The 18253-nt window shown below is 39.9% G+C and carries 17 protein-coding genes; 14 read left to right on the forward strand and 3 right to left on the reverse strand.

The annotated features are described in order from the left end of the window. The first annotated feature begins 18 nt into the window (after positions 1-18). The 10 genes from ABTV71_RS07275 (at position 19) to ABTV71_RS07320 (ending at position 7156) form a co-directional block, all read left to right on the forward strand. Positions 19-894, forward strand: a complete 876-nt coding sequence (locus tag ABTV71_RS07275) for a helix-turn-helix domain-containing protein (protein ID WP_433902698.1) — start codon at positions 19-21, stop codon at positions 892-894. 316 nt (positions 895-1210) lie between these two features. Next, positions 1211-1852 carry a hypothetical protein gene (locus ABTV71_RS07280; protein ID WP_433902699.1) on the forward strand — a complete coding sequence of 214 codons (642 nt, stop codon included), beginning with the start codon at positions 1211-1213 and terminating at the stop codon, positions 1850-1852. Positions 1853-2235: 383 nt separating this feature from the next. Further along, the gene (locus tag ABTV71_RS07285) at positions 2236-2685 is read left to right on the forward strand and encodes a DoxX family protein (RefSeq protein WP_433902700.1); all 450 of its coding nucleotides are present in this window, start codon (positions 2236-2238) and stop codon (positions 2683-2685) included. A gap of 17 nt (positions 2686-2702) precedes the next feature. Continuing rightward, positions 2703-3338, forward strand: coding sequence for a LysE family translocator (locus ABTV71_RS07290; RefSeq protein WP_433902701.1), 636 nt, complete (start codon positions 2703-2705; stop codon positions 3336-3338). A gap of 21 nt (positions 3339-3359) precedes the next feature. Further along, positions 3360-3791 (forward strand): carboxymuconolactone decarboxylase family protein, encoded by a 432-nt coding sequence (locus tag ABTV71_RS07295; protein WP_433902702.1) that lies wholly within the window; start codon positions 3360-3362, stop codon positions 3789-3791. 35 nt (positions 3792-3826) lie between these two features. Further along, complete coding sequence (locus ABTV71_RS07300; protein ID WP_147430480.1) at positions 3827-4423, forward strand: hypothetical protein; 597 nt, start codon at positions 3827-3829, stop codon at positions 4421-4423. An 11-nt stretch (positions 4424-4434) separates the two neighbouring features. Next, the gene (locus ABTV71_RS07305; protein WP_147430478.1) at positions 4435-4872 is read left to right on the forward strand and encodes a hypothetical protein; all 438 of its coding nucleotides are present in this window, start codon (positions 4435-4437) and stop codon (positions 4870-4872) included. 139 nt (positions 4873-5011) lie between these two features. Then, positions 5012-5680, forward strand: coding sequence for a flavin reductase family protein (locus ABTV71_RS07310; protein WP_433902703.1), 669 nt, complete (start codon positions 5012-5014; stop codon positions 5678-5680). Between the two features lie 23 nt (positions 5681-5703). Then, positions 5704-6069, forward strand: a complete 366-nt coding sequence (locus tag ABTV71_RS07315) for a nuclear transport factor 2 family protein (protein ID WP_433902704.1) — start codon at positions 5704-5706, stop codon at positions 6067-6069. 73 nt (positions 6070-6142) lie between these two features. Next, positions 6143-7156 (forward strand): alpha/beta fold hydrolase, encoded by a 1014-nt coding sequence (locus tag ABTV71_RS07320; protein WP_183078755.1) that lies wholly within the window; start codon positions 6143-6145, stop codon positions 7154-7156. Positions 7157-7497: 341 nt separating this feature from the next. Here the strand turns inward: ABTV71_RS07320 and ABTV71_RS07325 are convergent, their stop codons facing one another. The 3 genes from ABTV71_RS07325 to ABTV71_RS07335 are packed head-to-tail and all read right to left on the reverse strand — an operon-like array spanning position 7498 to position 10248. Then, positions 7498-8535 carry a serine hydrolase domain-containing protein gene (locus tag ABTV71_RS07325; protein ID WP_433902705.1) on the reverse strand — a complete coding sequence of 346 codons (1038 nt, stop codon included), beginning with the start codon at positions 8533-8535 and terminating at the stop codon, positions 7498-7500. A gap of 59 nt (positions 8536-8594) precedes the next feature. Continuing rightward, the gene (locus ABTV71_RS07330) at positions 8595-9620 is read right to left on the reverse strand and encodes a serine hydrolase domain-containing protein (RefSeq protein ID WP_433902706.1); all 1026 of its coding nucleotides are present in this window, start codon (positions 9618-9620) and stop codon (positions 8595-8597) included. 13 nt (positions 9621-9633) lie between these two features. Continuing rightward, complete coding sequence (locus tag ABTV71_RS07335) at positions 9634-10248, reverse strand: hypothetical protein (protein WP_433902707.1); 615 nt, start codon at positions 10246-10248, stop codon at positions 9634-9636. Positions 10249-10311: 63 nt separating this feature from the next. On the opposite strand from ABTV71_RS07335, the gene ABTV71_RS07340 reads away from it, so the two are divergent. From ABTV71_RS07340 to ABTV71_RS07355, 4 genes are all read left to right on the forward strand, one after another. Then, on the forward strand, positions 10312-10629 hold the full coding sequence (locus ABTV71_RS07340) for a hypothetical protein (RefSeq protein ID WP_433902708.1): 318 nt from the start codon (positions 10312-10314) through the stop codon (positions 10627-10629). A gap of 713 nt (positions 10630-11342) precedes the next feature. Continuing rightward, entirely contained in the window at positions 11343-14012 is a 2670-nt protein-coding gene (locus tag ABTV71_RS07345; RefSeq protein WP_433902709.1) for a M14 family metallopeptidase, read from the forward strand. A 44-nt stretch (positions 14013-14056) separates the two neighbouring features. Next, positions 14057-15055 carry a DUF4369 domain-containing protein gene (locus tag ABTV71_RS07350; RefSeq protein ID WP_433902710.1) on the forward strand — a complete coding sequence of 333 codons (999 nt, stop codon included), beginning with the start codon at positions 14057-14059 and terminating at the stop codon, positions 15053-15055. Between the two features lie 33 nt (positions 15056-15088). Beyond that, entirely contained in the window at positions 15089-18250 is a 3162-nt protein-coding gene (locus tag ABTV71_RS07355) for a SusC/RagA family TonB-linked outer membrane protein (protein WP_433902711.1), read from the forward strand. The last annotated feature ends 3 nt before the right edge of the window (positions 18251-18253 follow it).

Genomic DNA, 18253 nt, shown 5'->3' on the forward strand with positions numbered 1-18253 from the left:
TTTTTATACATCTTCCTTATGAAACACAAACATTCAGATAACTTTGATTTGCTCAGATATTTAAGGTTTCAAAAAAATGAAGGCTATACGGCGCCTTATTATTTGGCATCAAAAACGTGCTTGGAAGAATTGCAAATCACCCGTCCCTTTAAAAACTACTTTTATACTATCGGTCTCTACTACGGTGAAGGGGCTCGCATCAGGATAGGCACTACTGATTATGATTTAACATGTGGAAGCCTGTTAACGATTGGCCCCGGAATGACTTGTCAATGGCTCAATACCAGCTTCCCCCCAAATGACACGCTATTTTTTTATGATGATATTTTTGTAAATAATTTTAGCAGGTCATTTTTCTATTCCCTTGAGTTTTTTTGCCCCGATGAAAAGAGTGTAATCCAACTTTCCGAAAGGCAATTTGAGGAAATGCAACAGCTTTTCAGCACGCTTCGGGCAATTGCTGATAGGCCCGAAGCAGTATCGGGAATACTATATTCAATCCTGATTATTTCACAGAAATATTTCTGGAACCTTTATCGGGGCAATAAAAAGGAACTCAACGGTAAAGAACATACCGTTGTAAAGTTTAGGGAATTGGTTTCAAAAAATTTCTCGCAGTATAAAGATGTTGCTTTTTATGCGGAACAGTTGCATATATCACCAAAATACCTGAGCGAAATTTTAGTTGAATACACCGGGCTTTCGGCAAAAAAATGGATTGAGTTTCATATCATGCAGGAAGCAAAGTACCTGTTGAGCTTTTGGAATATGTCTGTCAAGGAGGTGTCGTTTCAACTTGGCTACACAGACTCTTCTCATTTTTCCCGAGCATTCAGAAGCTATGAAGGTCAGCTCCCCTCCGAATTCAAAAATACGGTTGAAAATCCAAAGTAATCGCGGGTTCTACATCAAAAACAGAAAAAACTACGTTTTTTACCGTGATACTTACTGTGTTGACGGCCAGGTTCCTTCATATCTTTGTATGGTGTGAAAAAATGTACAACAAAGTTTAGCTATCATGTTCTATCGGGATCAAAAACGCTGTCGAAAATGCCCCGTAGCATATCAGTGTTTCTTTAGTTAAGTAAGAAAATTACCCTAAATAAGTTGTCACGTTTTCAGCTTCTAACTTGTCAATAAATTAAACAGTGGCTGACTGTAATCATTTTCCGGCACAGCTGGGCAAACACAAGGAGATCAAAAAGAAACGATGAAAGAAACCACGATAATAAAACACTTGTTGGCCTGCTTGTTTTTCAGCATGTGGTATTTGCATTGCGGAGCGCAAATACCCGTAGAAATCACTGTAGGGCATTCGAGTTACTATTATCAGCATATGTTTTCCGCTAAAATCATTGCGGAAAAGCCGTTTGGATTTTTTAATACGTCTTCTATTTTGCTTCCTTACCACAAAAAACGTGGGATCGAAGTGATGAGCCAATCCTATCTTACATACGAAATAAGTAAACGCTGGTCAACCGGTTTGGGTTCTATTTATGCACCGGGAAATCGGTTTGTGCCTTCGGCTTTTGTTTGGTATTTCAATAAAAAAAATGATATATCGTATCTCATTTTTACGAGGATTGATGTTTGGTCTAAACCCAGTTTTGAGCTGTTTGGTTTTGTGGAATATCAAGGTAGCAAAAATCAGGATTTCAATCTTTATGCGCGTTTGCAGCTTCAATATATTACTTCAATGCATTGGAATGGGCACTTAAAGAGTGTGCAATATGCAAGATTAGGAGTGGACAATAAAGATGTACAATACGGTTTGGGTATAAACTTTGACCAATACGGACCACATACTAAACACTACAGTAACTTTGGACTTTTTGTACGAAGAGTATTCTAAAAGAACTTTTAAAATACAATTAAAGATGACTATCGTTAACAACAAAACAGAAACACCTCACAACAAAAGGAAGAGCGTAACGGTACTTGGATCGGAATCGCAATATTGACAAATGTAAACCGTTGATCCGAGTAGGAGCTAAAACTGCAGAAACCCTTGTTGGAGCAGTTGCTGCCAGCAACACGATTGTGATTTGCCTGTTAGACAATAATCTCTGCGTATGCAAGAAATCAAGAACCTTATGGACCGTAGCATAGCTGACGGGCATGGGACGCTGGGATTTTCGAGTTTATTTGAACTATTAGGGAAACAATAGCAATTTCCTGCATTAACCTCAATAATTGAATGCAAACATGAAATGAACTAGAATAAAAAAGAATAAAATGATGAAACAGAATTTTTTTAGTACACACAATGATTATACAGGTCTGATTATTCGTCTGACAATAGGTATCGTTATGTTTCCACACGGAGCGCAGGCCATGCTGGGCTGGTTTGGTGGCTTTGGGTTTATCCAAACTTTGGAAAATTTGCAACAGATGGGACAGCCATGGCTGGTGGGGCTATTAGTGATTTTAATTGAGTTCTTTGCGCCGGTTTTTATTATAATAGGCTTTGCCTCACGTTTTTGGGCGATCGCAATGGCAGGTCTTTTTACTGGGATAATTTTATTGGCAGGCCATCTTGAGCATGGCTTTTTTATGAACTGGTTTGGTGACAAGGAGGGCGAGGGATTCGAATATCATTTGCTGATGATTGGCTTATGCCTGGCACTATTCATCCAGGGCAGCGGAAAATATTCACTTGACAATTTGATATCCAAAAAATCATAGCTTAAATTTAATCAACGATGATTCCTATTCATGAACTTTTGTGGTTTGCTTTAGCAGCCCTCCTGATGGTTATCAGTCCGGGGCCAAATATGATTTATCTTATTTCCCGAAGTATCACGCAAGGCAAAACAGCCGGGCTTGTTTCCCTGTTAGGTGTTATAAATGGTTTTCTATTTCATATCGTCCTGGCAGGATTTGGGTTGACGGCTATATTATTGGCTGTTCCCTTTGCATACGGGATACTGAAAATTTTGGGCGCTATTTACTTGTTGTACCTAGCATATCAGGCCATTAAACCCAATGACAAGACATTTTTCGAAGTGAATGGACATGTTCCCAAAGATAGGCCTCGAAAACTGTTCCTGATGGGCTTTTTTACCAATGCGTTGAATCCCAAAATGGCTGTATTTTACCTGTCGTTTTTCCCTCAATTTATCAAGGCCGAATATGGTTCCATATTTGGTCAGAGCATGATATTGGGTATTACACAGATTATCATTAGCTTCACTATTAATTTTATTATTGTAATGACCGCCGCAAAAATGGCTTCTTTCCTTACAAAAAATCCACTTTGGGTAAAAGTACAAAAGTGGTTCATGGCCAGTATATTGACTATTTTGGCAATAAAGATGGTGCTTTTAAAAGCTAAATAATCATACACAAGACCAATAAATATGGAAAACAGAATAGACATACAACAGCTGGAGCCGGATGCATTCAAAGCAATGTTCGCTCTGGAAAATTACCTGCAACATTCGGGGCTTTCTAAAACGCATTTCTATCTGATTAAAATTCGCGCATCACAAATCAACGGTTGTGCTTTTTGTATCAATATGCACACTTCAGATGCATTAAAGCATGGCGAAACCGCACAGCGAATTTTTCTGCTCAACGCCTGGAAAGAAACCGGATTATTTACCGAAGAAGAGAAAGCAATTTTAGCCATAACCGAGGAGGTGACCTTAATCAGCCAAGATGGGTTAAGCGATGAAACGTACAGACAGGCCGAACAACTTTTTGATGGAAACCAAATTGCACAAATCATCATGGCAGTTGTTACCATAAATGCTTGGAACAGGATTGTGATCAGTACAAAAAAACGCTAGAATAAACAGAAAACGAACTAAAAAGATACTAAATTATGCAAACAATTTCCAAATCGCTAAAAAGATTATTATCCGCCCTTATACTCTCCAATATCATTTTTATGGCGAGTATCGTCTACTTATACTTAGACAACAAGCAAAACATTAATGCGGAAAGAATAAATATTAATGATGCTTCGGGAAAAAATCGAATCGTTATTGCAAACACGGACCATATTCCACAACCCATCGTTGCTGGAAAAACCTATAAACGAGCTTACGCACCGGCAGGTCTTATATTTTATGACAAGAACGGCGACGAAAGAGGAGGTCTTGCCATAACCGATAACAAGGAGACCAACCTGAACGCGCTCGCATTTGACTATCAGAATGCCGATGCCATCGGTATACTGGCGCAGGACAATAAACACGACAACTATTTCAGGGCCGGTCTATTGATTAACGATAAAGACCTGTCCGGTAAACCCGGCCATAACATCAACCGGATCAACCTGCTTACTGAAAATGGAAATGCGGCTTTGGTGATGAAGGATAACAACGAAATACCGCGGATTATTCTAAAGGTTGATAGTCTAGGCAACCCGTCTATCGAAATGTTTGACAAAAGCGGTAACCTGAACTGGAAACAATAAATACAAGTCCTATGAAAAAAACATTAAAAACCATCATTCTTATTGTGTCTATCCTTATGGCGATGAAAACTTTTGGTCAACATAAAAATCAATTCAAAATGGAACAGAATAACAGAGAAGAGCACACTGTTACAGAACAGGTGGCCGTCATTGATAAAATTAGCATTCCCCAAAAAGCTATCGCGGCGTATTCCGAAAAATCACTTTTCATCAGGAATACACTAAGGCAGCAGCCCGGCTTTGTAAAGTATGAAATCTTTCAACAGAAAAGCGATAGTGGAAATCTTCGAGTCATTACGGTTGCCATCTGGTCAGATCGGCAGTACATGGATGATGCCAGATTGGTCATACGGGAGGAGATGCAAAATGCAGGTATTAATATGCCCGCGTTTTTAGAACAAAATGGCATTTCGATGGAAAGAGATATTTATCAGGCTGTCGAGGAGTAAGGGCAAGGATTTTAAAGCATATTCCGTAATTGACTTGAAATAATTGGATTACGCAAGAAACGGATTTTAATGAATGTCGGATATCGTTAATTTTAAAAAGAACATAAAAGCTCAGTAAAAATCTTAAAAGGTACAATACATGCATATTAAAAGTTATCCCTCCATTTTATACTTCGGCACACCAGTAGTACTTATCAGTACTAAAAATCCCGATGATACAGCTAATCTTGCGCCTATATCTTCGATTTTCTGGTTGGGTTGGAGGTGCATCATTGGGCTTGGGGCTTCATCTCAAACTGCCCAAAACCTTTTGGAAACCAAAGAGGCCGTCTTAAACCTGCCATCGGTAAACGAAGCAAAGGCCGTGAACCTATTGGCCAGAACAACGGGGTCTAATCCTGTTCCTCCGTCTAAAATATTAAAGGGGTATCGTTTCGAAAAAAATAAATTTGAAATAGCCGGATTGACAGGAACCCCGGCCGAAACCATCAACGCCACCCGGGTTAACGAGTGCCCTGTACAAATGGAAGCTGTTGTCATGGCCATTCATAAAATGGCAGAGGATCAACCATTACAGCAAGGGAAGATTATCACATTTGAACTAAAGATAAACACGGTATTTTTGGATAAATCAATTACTATGGATAATCATTCAAATCGGGTTGATCCCGATAAGTGGAAACCTCTTATTATGAGTTTTCAGGAGTTTTATACACTTGGCGATAAAGTACATGAATCGACACTCGCAGAAATTCCAGAAAATTTATACAATACCTACGACAGGCAATCAACTCAAGCAGAAGTTTAATGAATATTAATAATGAATAAGAAATGATAACAAAGGATGAAATTTTAAATCTCGAGAACATACTTTACGGAGCCATCAAAAATAATGATACGGAAATACTCGACAACCTATTGCATACTGATTTACTTTTTGTAGTTCCCAGTGGTCAGACAATAACGAAGGAAATAGATTTGCAAACTTATCGCGAGGGAAATTTAAAAGTCGAGGAAATCATTCCCAAAGTAGAAGAACTGAATATTATAGCGGATTTGGCTGTTATTGTTTTGCAGATGGATTTAAAAGGAGACTATAATAATAAGCCTTTTGAAGCTAAATATAGATATATACGTTTTTGGAAAAAGTTTCCCGACGGCATAAAAGTAGTTGGTGGAAGCGGAATGGCTATTTAATCAAAATCTGGTAAAACAGTAAGTATTTAATAAAGATTTGTGTATGTTTCTATTTGCACTTTAGATGAATAAGATGAAAGAAAAATTCCTTATAGTTTTGATAATGATCCCAATCAGCTGGCAGTTTTGTACAGCCCAGATTAATTCTATCAAGGAGTACAATCGTATCGAATTAAATGGTGTCAGACACGGCGTATTTATTAAAAGTAGTAATTCATTAAATCCTGTTTTGCTAATATTGCATGGTGGTCCCGGCTTTTCCGATTTTTATTTTTGGCAAACACACAATAAGGAATTGGAACAGCGCTTCACGGTGGTTACTTACGACCAAAGGGGAACAGGCTTATCTTACAACGATACACTACCGCCCGGAAGCATAACCATTAAACAACTTGAAGATGATGCGCTAAGTTTAATACTGATCCTTAAAGAGCGTTTTAAGAAAGATAAAATATATTTGGTTGGTTATTCTTTTGGTTCTATTATGGGCATGCATCTGATTCAAAAATATCCATCGCTATTTCAGGCTTATATTGGTGTGGGACAGGTCACCAATATGTATTTGAATGAAAAGGTTTCGCTAGGCTATTCAATTCAACAGGCCACATTGAAAAAAGATAGTGTAGCAATGGCTCAATTGCAAAAGCTCCGTAAGCACTATCCGTCTCGCTCCAAAAATGAATTATCAGACCTGTATTTATCAAGAAAATGGCTCAGACACTTTCATGGTGATTTTTGCGAAGGCAGCAATGTTGGTAAGCTCTATGAAAATATGGATTCCTTTGCCGAGCAATATTATCAAGATAGCCTGATAGCCAAGGGGCAAGCCTTTACAATGAATGCAATTTGGGATGAAGTAATGCAGATAGATTTATTTAAAACGGTTCCGGCAGTAAAAGTTCCCGTTTACTTTATCGCCGGTCGGTGTGACTATAATGCCCCCTCCACACTTGCATATAAATTTTTCAGGAAATTAAAAGCGCCTCAAAAACAATTCATCTGGTTTGAAAACTCAGGGCATTATGCAGCATTTGTAGAACCAGAAAAATTTAATAGAATCATCTTACAGGAAGTGTTGCCAGATTAAGAAATTAAAGATACTAAGCTCGCTTCACATGTTACTCAGTTCAACACTCATCAATTTGAACTCTTTGGTATAAACTTTTCTTTCTCTTGACATAAGTCTGTTAAGTTATTCGATTCTCTTAACTTAATGTGCAGTCAAATGTAGTAAACTCAAACTGCGAAATGTAGGCTCAGGGGAAACAGCAGGCTATGACGCTATCGTTTTCCTAAAAAAAACATGCAACGCATTCCTATTAGGGAAAAGTTACTGTTCATTTGGCGAATGAGAGCAATCACAAGTATCCCTTACGATTGGCCAATATTCCTCGGATAGTTGCCATAACGATATTATTTGGCAATTCGCTATTTCCATAATATATTTTCTACAATTTTTTTCATTTCGTTGCATTGATCTTCATTTGTAAAATACACATAGCCAAACTTCTTGTCAGGATCAATCCTAAATGAAGAAGTGTACCCCAGATTATTTCCTCCGTGCCAATAATTTACTGTATCATTTAATCTCACAACAGCCATGCCCAAAGTCCATGCATCAACTCCGAAGTATTTCCTTACCGGATTGTTTTTGTCCATAGAAATTACAGGTTCAAACATTTCCTTAAAATCAAATTTACGGTTCATTAAATAGATCAAGAATTTTGAATAATTTGTAGTATTTGCAAATAAACCACCTGCAGGATCAAAATAACTTCTGTCTCTTTCGTCTTTTACATACTGCATTTTTTGATAACCATCCGCCAGATTTTGTTCAACCTTTGGTGTGAGTATAAAATGAAAGTTTTTCAACTTTAGTTCTCTTGCGACTATATCTTGGAAAACAGCATCCAGGTTTCTGAACGTATTATTGCTGAGTTTTGCAATCACTCTGGCAAGATAAACATATGCTTCGCCTGAATAGGAGAATTGAGTTCCGGGGTCAAATTGTAATTGCATTTTTTCGTTGGTTTCGCTCCAGTTGGGCAAGCCGGTTGTATGGCTTAAAACCATTCTCGTTGTAATTTTTTTGTAACGCTCGTCTTCGATATTATCAGCTGCCAAATATTCAAATAAAGGTTTGTCAATGTCTAGTTTGCCTTGTTTAGCCAATTTAAGTATGAAGAAGGCAAAAACAGGTTTTGATAAAGATGCTGCTTCAAAAAAGGTCGATCGGGTTACCCTTTTCTTAGAAACGATATTTGTTATTCCAAATCCTTTATTAAATACAACTTTTCCGTTATTGATAATAGCAATGGACATGCCCTGAACCTGTAACGAATCCATTGCAATTTTTATTTTTTTCTCAAAATCAACCACTGTTAATTGAGCACCATTAAATGTTTTAATCTGACTAAAACTAATTTGGTGAATTAAAATACATACCAACAATACATACTTCTTCATAATGTTTCTAATGTCGTAAATGCCTCAGCCATTTGGTGTACCGACGGATAATTATATATCTATTTCAATGTATTTTTTATATCATTCAGAAAATCAACTATCGGGAAGGCATCACCTTGGTTTGTAAGGGCAATTATGGTGTTATTGTTTTTTAAATCTCTCCAAAATAGACTTCTGAAACCCGCCAGCCCGCCTGTATGTTGGGCAATCATCACCCCACTGGATTTTTCAATAAACCAACCTAAGCCATATTTAGAATTGCTGCCATTTTTCAAAATAGGTGTTTGATAGAGTAGCTCCGTACTTTTTTTTGATAATAATTGATCAGCCCTTAATGCTTTGTCTAATTTATACAGGTCATTTGCCGTAGAAAAAATGCCGCCGTCTCCTGTTGTCAGGATGGAATAGTCATCCACTATTTTATTTCTGTTATACCCGATAGCCCTATTGGGAATACTGGCATTTTCCTCATAAACAGTTGTGTGAGACATTTGTAGAGGTTTGAATATATTGGTTGTCAAAAATTGTCCATAGGACATTTTAGAAATATTTTCAATAATTAATGCCAGAATGATGTAGCCGGAATTACTGTATTGAAATTTTGTTCCGGGTTCAAATGCTAAACCATCCTGACTATGAAGCCAATGGATTACATCGCTGTTTGTCAGTCCTTCCTTGATGAGCAGATTTTCGTAATCTCTTATCCCCGATGTATGATTTAGCAATTGCTTTATGGTAATGCCATGAACATAAGCGGGAAGATTATCAATGAGCTTTTCTATTTTATCATCGAACGAAAGAAGGCCTTTTTCTATAATAAGAGTAATGCAAATGGCAGTAATGGCTTTGCTTAATGAAGCAATATATAACGGGGTTTCTTTTGTTAGAACAGCTTTGGTATTAAAATCTCGGTATCCGAAAATTGTATCAATAACGATTTGATTATTTTGAGCGACTAATATGCTGCCGTTGAACTTTCCGTTCCGATAATAGCGATTAATGACATCATCCGGCGTTTGCTTTTTAGCTTGGCATCCCATTAGAACGAAAAATATCAAAAATGAGATAATATGAAAATACTTCATAAAATATTCATTTTTATTGATCACTTAATGGATAAAAGTCTTCTGTCATGACCACGCTTTCAAATTCCCCATCTTTGAAAGTATGTAAAAATGAACCTCCCCAAAGTGTGTTTGGGTACATTAAAATTTGTGCGGTTTCTTTCTTTAGCGCTTCATTACGAATGTTGTTAACAACATCTTTTATGGCAAACCACTTATATTCTCTATCAGGCTGTTTAGGTTGAATAATTTCCCCATTAAGATATTTAGCTGTGTAATGCGTTCTATACGAAACTTCTTTGTGGTCCGGCAGGTTCTTAAATTTATAGGTATAGACCCCCGAAAGTTTTACTATTTTAACCGTAAGACCGATAGCTTTTGCCAGACTGTCCAAACCTTCTTTTAATGACTGATTTTCGTTTGAGCGTAGCGCCGGAGTCATCCAACCGTTCTGTCCTTTTTCCAACAAAATTTGGTTGCCCTTATAGATAATAAGTCGCTGAATGGTGTAATTGTCAGCTTTTTTGATTACCTCTTGTTGTCTGGAGGAAGCCTTTGCCGTTTCCTGAGCGAAAGAGTCAACCTGTGCACTACAGAACGTCGTGGCAAATACCTGGAATACCACTAATACAACTATATTCTTCATCATAATCTTTAGATTTTAAGCAGCCCCTTGATCTAATTTAATGAAATTATTTCTTAAATTAGATAGATGAAGAATAACTTAATAGCCATTTTTAGTCTTTTAACTGTGGTATTATCTTCTTGTTCTGGTACACGCATTGCCACAATGAGAAAATCGAAAATGGAGCAGCTTGAATTGGGGATGTCTAAATTGCAAGTTGTTAATATTCTTGGATCATCCTATTCAATTGCGCAAAAAGAAGCAAACGCTACGGATACTATCGAAGTTATTTCCTACCGGAATGTTCCTTTTGACGAGGAATTCTATTTATTTAGGTTTAAGAATAATAAACTGGAGAAATGGCATCGCGAATTCCAGCCGACATACAAAGAAATAAAGCCGTAGATTTTGATACGCAGCTCTGCCGTCGCTACAAGCGGGCCACTTTTCATCTGGCACTAGTTACCGCAAAGAGGGTGACAGCCTCAAACTATCAACTGCCAGTCAGGCACTTCTTAACTGGCTGACGGTGCACTATTTTTCCGTTTTCATCAATTTATCAAACTACATTGACAAGTGTAACGATTTTTAAGGGAGATTACAACTCTCAGAGAACCACATTTAAAGATGTAGCTATCAGAGGTAGATCCTTTAGTGTCGCAAATTCTGTAGCCGTATAGTTCAAAAGAATGGATGAATACTCAAACTCCGGGGATCCATGGAAAGACGATCTGGAAAACAATATCGATGCGGTTTGTTTACGATGAGTTGTTGTAATTTTGGCCATGAATAAAAAAAATACTACTAATTTAGTAGTATTTTTTGTTAGGATGTTTTATATTTGTGACCAAATCGTATATCAATTGGCGTTGGCAGCGATACAACCTAACAAAAACAAAGTTCAAATGAGACAACAGAGATCAACCTTTTCCGTCATTCACAGCCTGAAAAACATTCGATTTATTCTTATTACATTTCGAATGCGCTATTGCGCATAAGTTTTTTCTTCTAGAGCCTTCTAATGCATAATATGGGATCGCGGTTCTCTTATTATTCATCACACCACAAGTAGCATCATCCTACTTGTTAGTATTCACTTATTAAACTAATTCATCCCTATGAAAAAATACGAGGTATTTTTCCAGTGTTCGCTATTGCTTTTTTTTCTGTGGAGCAGTATTCCTTTTGCTTCTGCCCAGGGGGGCTCAGTTCCCAAAGTTTTTCAAAATGAATCCGGCGGGCAAAACTTGGAAAAAGATTATTATTTTCCGGCTGGAAGCCGTTTTGCAGCAAACATCCCTGCACCAAGTCAATTTTTCAATCATCAAATAGGTCATCGTCATACCCCTTATGACCAGATTGTTGATTATTTTAAAATCCTTGAGCAACGTTCCGACCGGATAAAGATAGATACGATTGGTCGTACCTGGGAAGGTAGACCATTGGTCGTACTGAAAGCCTCTTCACCCGATAATATACGCAATAGCGAACAAATTCGTCAACAGCATATTGAAACGATTAACAATGCAAAAGATAACCGGATAGTGTCCAAGGAGGCACAGCCCGCTTTGGTGTTTTTGGGTTTCAGTGTGCATGGTAACGAAACCTCCGCTGCCGAAGCATCTATTTTAACCGCTTATTATCTGGCAGCGTCCCAAGATCCTATCGTCGCGACGTCACTTGCAAACGGAATATTTTTTATAGATCCGGTCCGTAATCCGGATGGCTATGATCGTTATGTCAATTGGGTCAATGCTAATGCAACATTTCCACCAAACGGAAATGCCTTGGATAGAGAGCACAACGAAGCTTGGCCCGGGGGGCGAACAAATCATTATTGGTTTGACTTAAACCGCGATTGGATCAATCAGGTAAATCCCGAAAGTAAAGCGCGCGTCAGCTATTTTCAACATTGGTTGCCTCATTTTCAGGGCGACTTCCATGAGATGGGTGCAGCATCTTCGTTCTTTTTCGAACCCACAAAGCAAGATGCTCAAGAATCTCCTTTAGTCCCTAAAGGTACCTATCAGCTAAATCAGAAATTTGCCGCTTACTATGCGAAAGCATTGGATGAAATTGGATCTTTTTATTTCACCAAAGAGCAATTTGACAATATCAATCCAACCTATGGATCTACCTACCCTGATCATGTCGGAAGCCTGGGAATTCTCTTTGAGCAGGCAAGTCCAAGGGGGCTCTTTCAGAGGACAAATAATGGCGATCTAACTTATCCCTTTGCTATTCGAAATCATTTCAGAATAGCATTGGCGAGCATTGGTGCATCTATTGATCATCGTACGGAGCTTCTGGAAAACCAATTGAAATTCTTCCAGTCCGCTTTCGAATTGGCCCAAAAAGATCCAATCAAAGGTTATCTGGTGGATCTAAAATACAATAATAACACAGCGGCACATTTCAAAGAACTTCTTACCAGGCATCAAATCCATTACATAACGAACAATCGTGACCGTAAGGTAGATGGTAAAGATTTTGAGAAAGGAACCTCAATCATTATTCCGACGGCACAGGCAAATTATCGGCTGGTCAAAGTCATCTTTGACGAGACAAAGACCTATGTGGATAGCGTTTTTTATGATGGCTCCGGCAATTCTATTGCCTATCTCTATGGTTTCTCTTATGCTGGTCTTAGACAAGCGCTAGACGACGGAGATACTGATCGAAGTGCTGCCACCAATATACCCCCTGTTGCATTGACAAAGAGCAATTATGCCTATCTCGTAGACTGGCGGCAGGAGGGAGCACCTTGGTTATTATCCCAATTGCTACAGCGCGGAATCCTTGTGAAGTCCGCTGGCAGTCCTTTTGAACTGTCTGATCAGGGCAGGACAATTGGGTTTGATTATGGAAGCCTGTTGATTCCAATATATGGCCAGTCCATCTCAGCGGATGAATTATTTGACTTCTTACGGAAATTGAATGCAATGGGAAATGTAACTATTGTATCTGCTTCCACCGGATACAGCGCGAAGGGAATAGATCTTGGAAGTAGTGGATTTAAAAGCCTCGTACCTCAAAATGCATTGCTTTTGACCGGAAATGGGATTAGTGCCTATGAGGCCGGTGAAGTGTGGTATACATTTGAGCGCCAATTGGAACAGCCTATTTTACGGTTAAATATTGATCTGTTTAGTCGTGTAAACCTAGAGGACTATCAGGTACTTGTGTTGGTCAGCGGTGAGTATGCAGGATTGAGTTCGGCAGCTATAGAGCGTATCCGGGCTTGGGTAAAAAATGGAGGAACATTAATTGCTTTTGGACGTACCGGTCAATGGCTTGCAGGACAGAAGATTGCTTCTTTTGAATTTCTTGACGGAAGGAGCGATAGTGTAAAGCGGAAAGAAGAAAAAACAACGAAAACAAAGGAACGGTTTGATTATGCTTCCGCTCAAAGTCGGGAAGGAACAAAGCGTATTGGTGGAACCTATTTTAACACTGAAATTGATAGAACACACCCCATCGGTTATGGTTACACACAGAGGACAAAACCTGTCTATCGCAACCACACTCTTTTTGTTGAGCGGGGTGACCAGGCCTACAATAATGTAGCAATTTATAGCAAGTCTCCCTTATTAAATGGTTACGCATCGGCCGAAAACCAAAAAAACATCGCAGGCACAGCTAGCATCCTCGTAGAAAATAGCGGGAATGGACGCATTGTATACTTTGTTGACGATCCCTTGTTTCGGGGCATTTCCTTTGGCAATGCTCGGAGCTTCTCCAATGCTGTTTTGCTTGGACAGGTTCTCCAATCTGGGGTAAGAAGATAAACGGTTCCATTTATATCAAAGACACTCCTAAATAATTTAAATAGATGAAAAATAAACTCACATTATTTACTGTTTCGATGCTATTTCTTATCACACAGGCATCGGCCCAAAAAGTAGCAGCACTGCGTTTAACAGGAAAAATAGAAGGATTGAAAGAAGGTAAAATATACCTGCAACAATACGACAATAAAGTATTTAAAACGATTGATTCAGCCTTGGTCAACAAAGGTCAATTTAGTTTTGGAACTAAAGTACAGTTACCCGAACTCTATGGTCTGAAGTTGAATGAGGAAAGCTATCCTGTCCAGCTTTTCTTGGAGGACGCTCCAATAGAAGTATTCATCCAGTCTGGAGAAAATGGCGTTCATGCGACCGTGAAAGGATCAAAAGCCCAAGCTTATTTTGAGCATGCAAATAAAGAGCAACGTAAGTATACTGCCAAGCAGTTTATTGAAGCGGATCCCAAATCTATTGTCGCTGCATATGCATTGTTTCGCAATTATTCTTATAATCTGTCACCGGACGAACTCGAAGAGCATATAAAGTTGTTGGATGCTTCATTACAGCAAACACAATATGTGCGCATCTTGAAAGATTTGATCTTAAAACAGCGTGCCGTGTTGCCAGGCAATAAAGCCTTAGACTTTGTATCTACCGGTCCCGAGGGAAATAAAATACGATTCAGTGAGCATCTTGGTAAAGGATATGTGCTACTTGATTTTTGGGCAGCATGGTGTGGTCCTTGCCGTCGGGAAAATCCTAATATCGTTGCGGCTTTTCAGAAATATAAAGGCCGTGGATTTAGCGTATTTGGCGTATCGCTGGATAAGAAAAAAGCAGACTGGTTAAAAGCCATTAAAGACGATGGGTTGGACTGGACTCAGGTTTCTGATCTTTCGTTCTGGGATACGGAAGCGGCAGCTTTGTATGGTGTCCGCTTTATCCCGAGCAACCTTCTTATCGATGAGCATGGCATTATTGTGGCCCGCAACATTAAAGGCGATGCCCTATTGCAGAAATTGAAGGAAATCTACGGCGAGTAAAGAACAAACAAAAAAACATCAAACAGAAAAACAATGAGAAAATCAAGCTTGTTTTATTTGCTTCTTTTGTTAGCTGGGACTGGAGCTGTGGCACCTTCCTTCGCACAGGAGCAAACAAAATCCATTATAAATGCTGTACTCAGTGGTGTTGTACAGGACGCCGCCAGCGGAAAGCCACTTTCTGGTGCAACCTTAAGTCTAAAGGATGTAACCCACCATGTAACCACCGATAAATTCGGGAAATTTCAATTTGTAACCGGACAGAAATTGCCATTCACGGTTACGATTTCTTTTGTGGGGTATACAAGTCAGACCTTGGTTATAAATCACTCTCCAGTGGTTATTGAACTTGAACCTGTGGATCATACACTTGAAGAGACCGTCGTTGTAGGCTATACTACCGCTAAAAAATCAAGTTATACCGGATCTGTCGCTACAGTAAGTGGTAAAGAACTGGATAATCTACAGATTACGACGATCGGGAAAGCATTGCAGGGGACAGTACCCGGACTACAATCCATTGCCGCGGCAGGTCAGCCGGGGAGTGACGCCGAACTATTTGTCAGGGGGGTAGGCTCAGTAAACGCATCCACAGCACCACTTTATGTCGTAGATGGTACACCCGGAGCCAATCCCAATAGTCTCAATCCAAAAGATATCCTCTCCATTTCGGTCTTAAAAGATGCGACAGCAAGCGCACTATATGGCTCCCGGGGTGCAAATGGCGTCATCGTGATCACGACAAAATCCGGTGAACTGAACAGCAAGACTGCTGTTGATTTTTCGGCCAATTACGGTTATACCGGTAGGGCAGTGAAAGATTATGAATACCTATCCCAGCAAGAATACTACGAATTGCAATGGGAAGCAATCCGTAATACACAGCTCGATCAAGGGAAAACCGCTGACGATGCTGCCCAGTATGCTACAGATTATTTAGTGGACGGAGCGCTTAAAGTAAACATCTTTGGGACTAACTATCCGAAGCCCGTGGGGCTCGATGGAAAGCTTGTTGCGGGAGCAACACCACTCTGGAACGATAACTGGGGAAAAGCAATTTCCCGAAAGGGGGTACGCCAGCAATATGACCTTAGTCTGAGTGGCGGCGGGGCTAGCACACGTTATTATCTTTCTGCCGGTTACCTCAATGAGCAGGGGTGGATTCGCACAGCTGATTTCAAGCGGTATAATTTCCGCACAAATATACAGTCAAAGGTCAACAACTGGTTTGAAGTTGGCGGGAATGTTGCCCTGTCGTCCGGTTTCCAACGTGCACCTACACAAAGTGACAGCAATACGGGCAACTTCGCTAACTTTCAGCGTTTGGTGTCTGATCTGTATCCCGTCTATCAGCGCAATCCTGATGGCAGCTATGTGCTGGATGAACAAGGCAATAAAATCTGGGACTATGGGCTATGGCGCCCAACCACAGCCGCGAGTGGTTCAAATATTTTAGGCAGCGCTGAAAATGCAATTTCCGGTACCAACAATGAATCAGTTTTGTTGGGTACCAATATCAAAATATCATTTACAGACAATTTATTTTTGAAGACCTCGGCCAATATCGACTACCGAAACACAAGTTCGCATACCTATTCGCATTCGTACTATAGTACAGGTGTCCTTACAGATGGAGCGGGATCCGCAAGCCGAAGTTCGAGCCGTACACTTAATTATACGGTCAATAGCTTTCTGAATTATGCGACGACCTTTGGTAATAAGCATAGCATTAGTGCTTTGGTCGGTCCCGAAATCTACGTGGAGGGAGCTTCTTCGCTATCGGGTAACCGAACAGGCTTTCAGGTACTTGGTAAAACGGAGCCTTCCGCAGGTACGCTGAGCGGTGTTTTTAATGGGACTTCTTCCGATTACAAGCTTGCAAGCTGGTTGGGGCAGGTAAATTACGATTATCTTGACCGCTATCACTTTTCGACGAGCTATCGAAGAGATGGTTCATCACGATTTAGTAAGCAGTCACGTTGGGGCAATTTCTGGTCTGTCGGTGCGGCCTGGAACGTGAAAAAAGAATCCTTCCTGAAAGAAATCAATACGATTAACAACCTGAATTTAAGGGCGAGTTATGGAGCCCAGGGAAATGATAAAGTCGGTAATTACGCCTACGGCGGATTTTATTCTATTTATAACAGTTTGGACAATCTCGGACTTTTGCCTTCCGATTTGCCTACACCAGACCTAAAATGGGAGACAAATCTCAATCTCAACATCGGTGCTGATATCGCTTTATTCAACAATCGGTTGGTAGCACAGATTGATGTCTATGACCGGCAGTCTAAAGACCTGCTTTTCCAAAAGCCACTTTCACCATCTACTGGCTATAGCGGGATCGATGCCAATATTGGCTCCTTGAGCAACCGCGGAATTGATGCGCAGATTACAGGTGTACCTATTCGAAACAGAGATTTCAGATGGTCTATTACGGCAAATGTTGGGCACTACAAGAATAAAATCACCAAACTGCCACAAAAGGAAATTCTCACTGGGTCCATTGGACAGTATGGCAATACAAAAAAAATGGTTGAAGGTGGTTCCATCTATGACTTTTATATCAAGGAATGGGCCGGAGTAGATCCGGAGACTGGGAAGGCAACCTGGTATAAGGATATAAAAGATGCATCGGGAAATATAAGCGGGCGAACGACGACAACGAATCAAAATGAAGCGTCGTTTTATTTTGAAGGAAGTTCATTGCCAGATCTCTATGGAGGTATTAGTAATAGCTTTAGTTACAAAGGAATAGATTTATCTTTCTTGTTATCCTATAGTCTGGGAGGGAAAATCTTTGATGGTGATCAACCCATGATAATGCATGTGGGGTCAGCACCGGGACGAAGCTGGTCTAAGGAAGCCCTCAATAGATGGACGCCCGAAAATAGAGAGACCGATTTCCCCCGATTGTCATACGTGAGCGATTCCTGGAATACTATCCCCTCCACGCGTTTTCTACGGAGTGCAAGCTATGGACGCCTAAAGAATCTGAGTTTAAGCTATACGTTTCCGCGTAACTTGGTGTCAAATTGGGCTCTTTCCGATGTCCGGATACGTTTTGTAGGAGAAAATTTATTGACGTTCTATGGGACTCAGGGCCTCGATCCAGAGCAAACGGTAGGTGGAGTAACCTACTATCGCTACCCGGCACAGAAGTCATATGCACTCGTCCTAAATGTTTCTTTTTAACAC

It is taken from the genome of Sphingobacterium puteale (assembly GCF_050986225.1).
GTDB classification, from domain to species: domain Bacteria; phylum Bacteroidota; class Bacteroidia; order Sphingobacteriales; family Sphingobacteriaceae; genus Sphingobacterium; species Sphingobacterium puteale.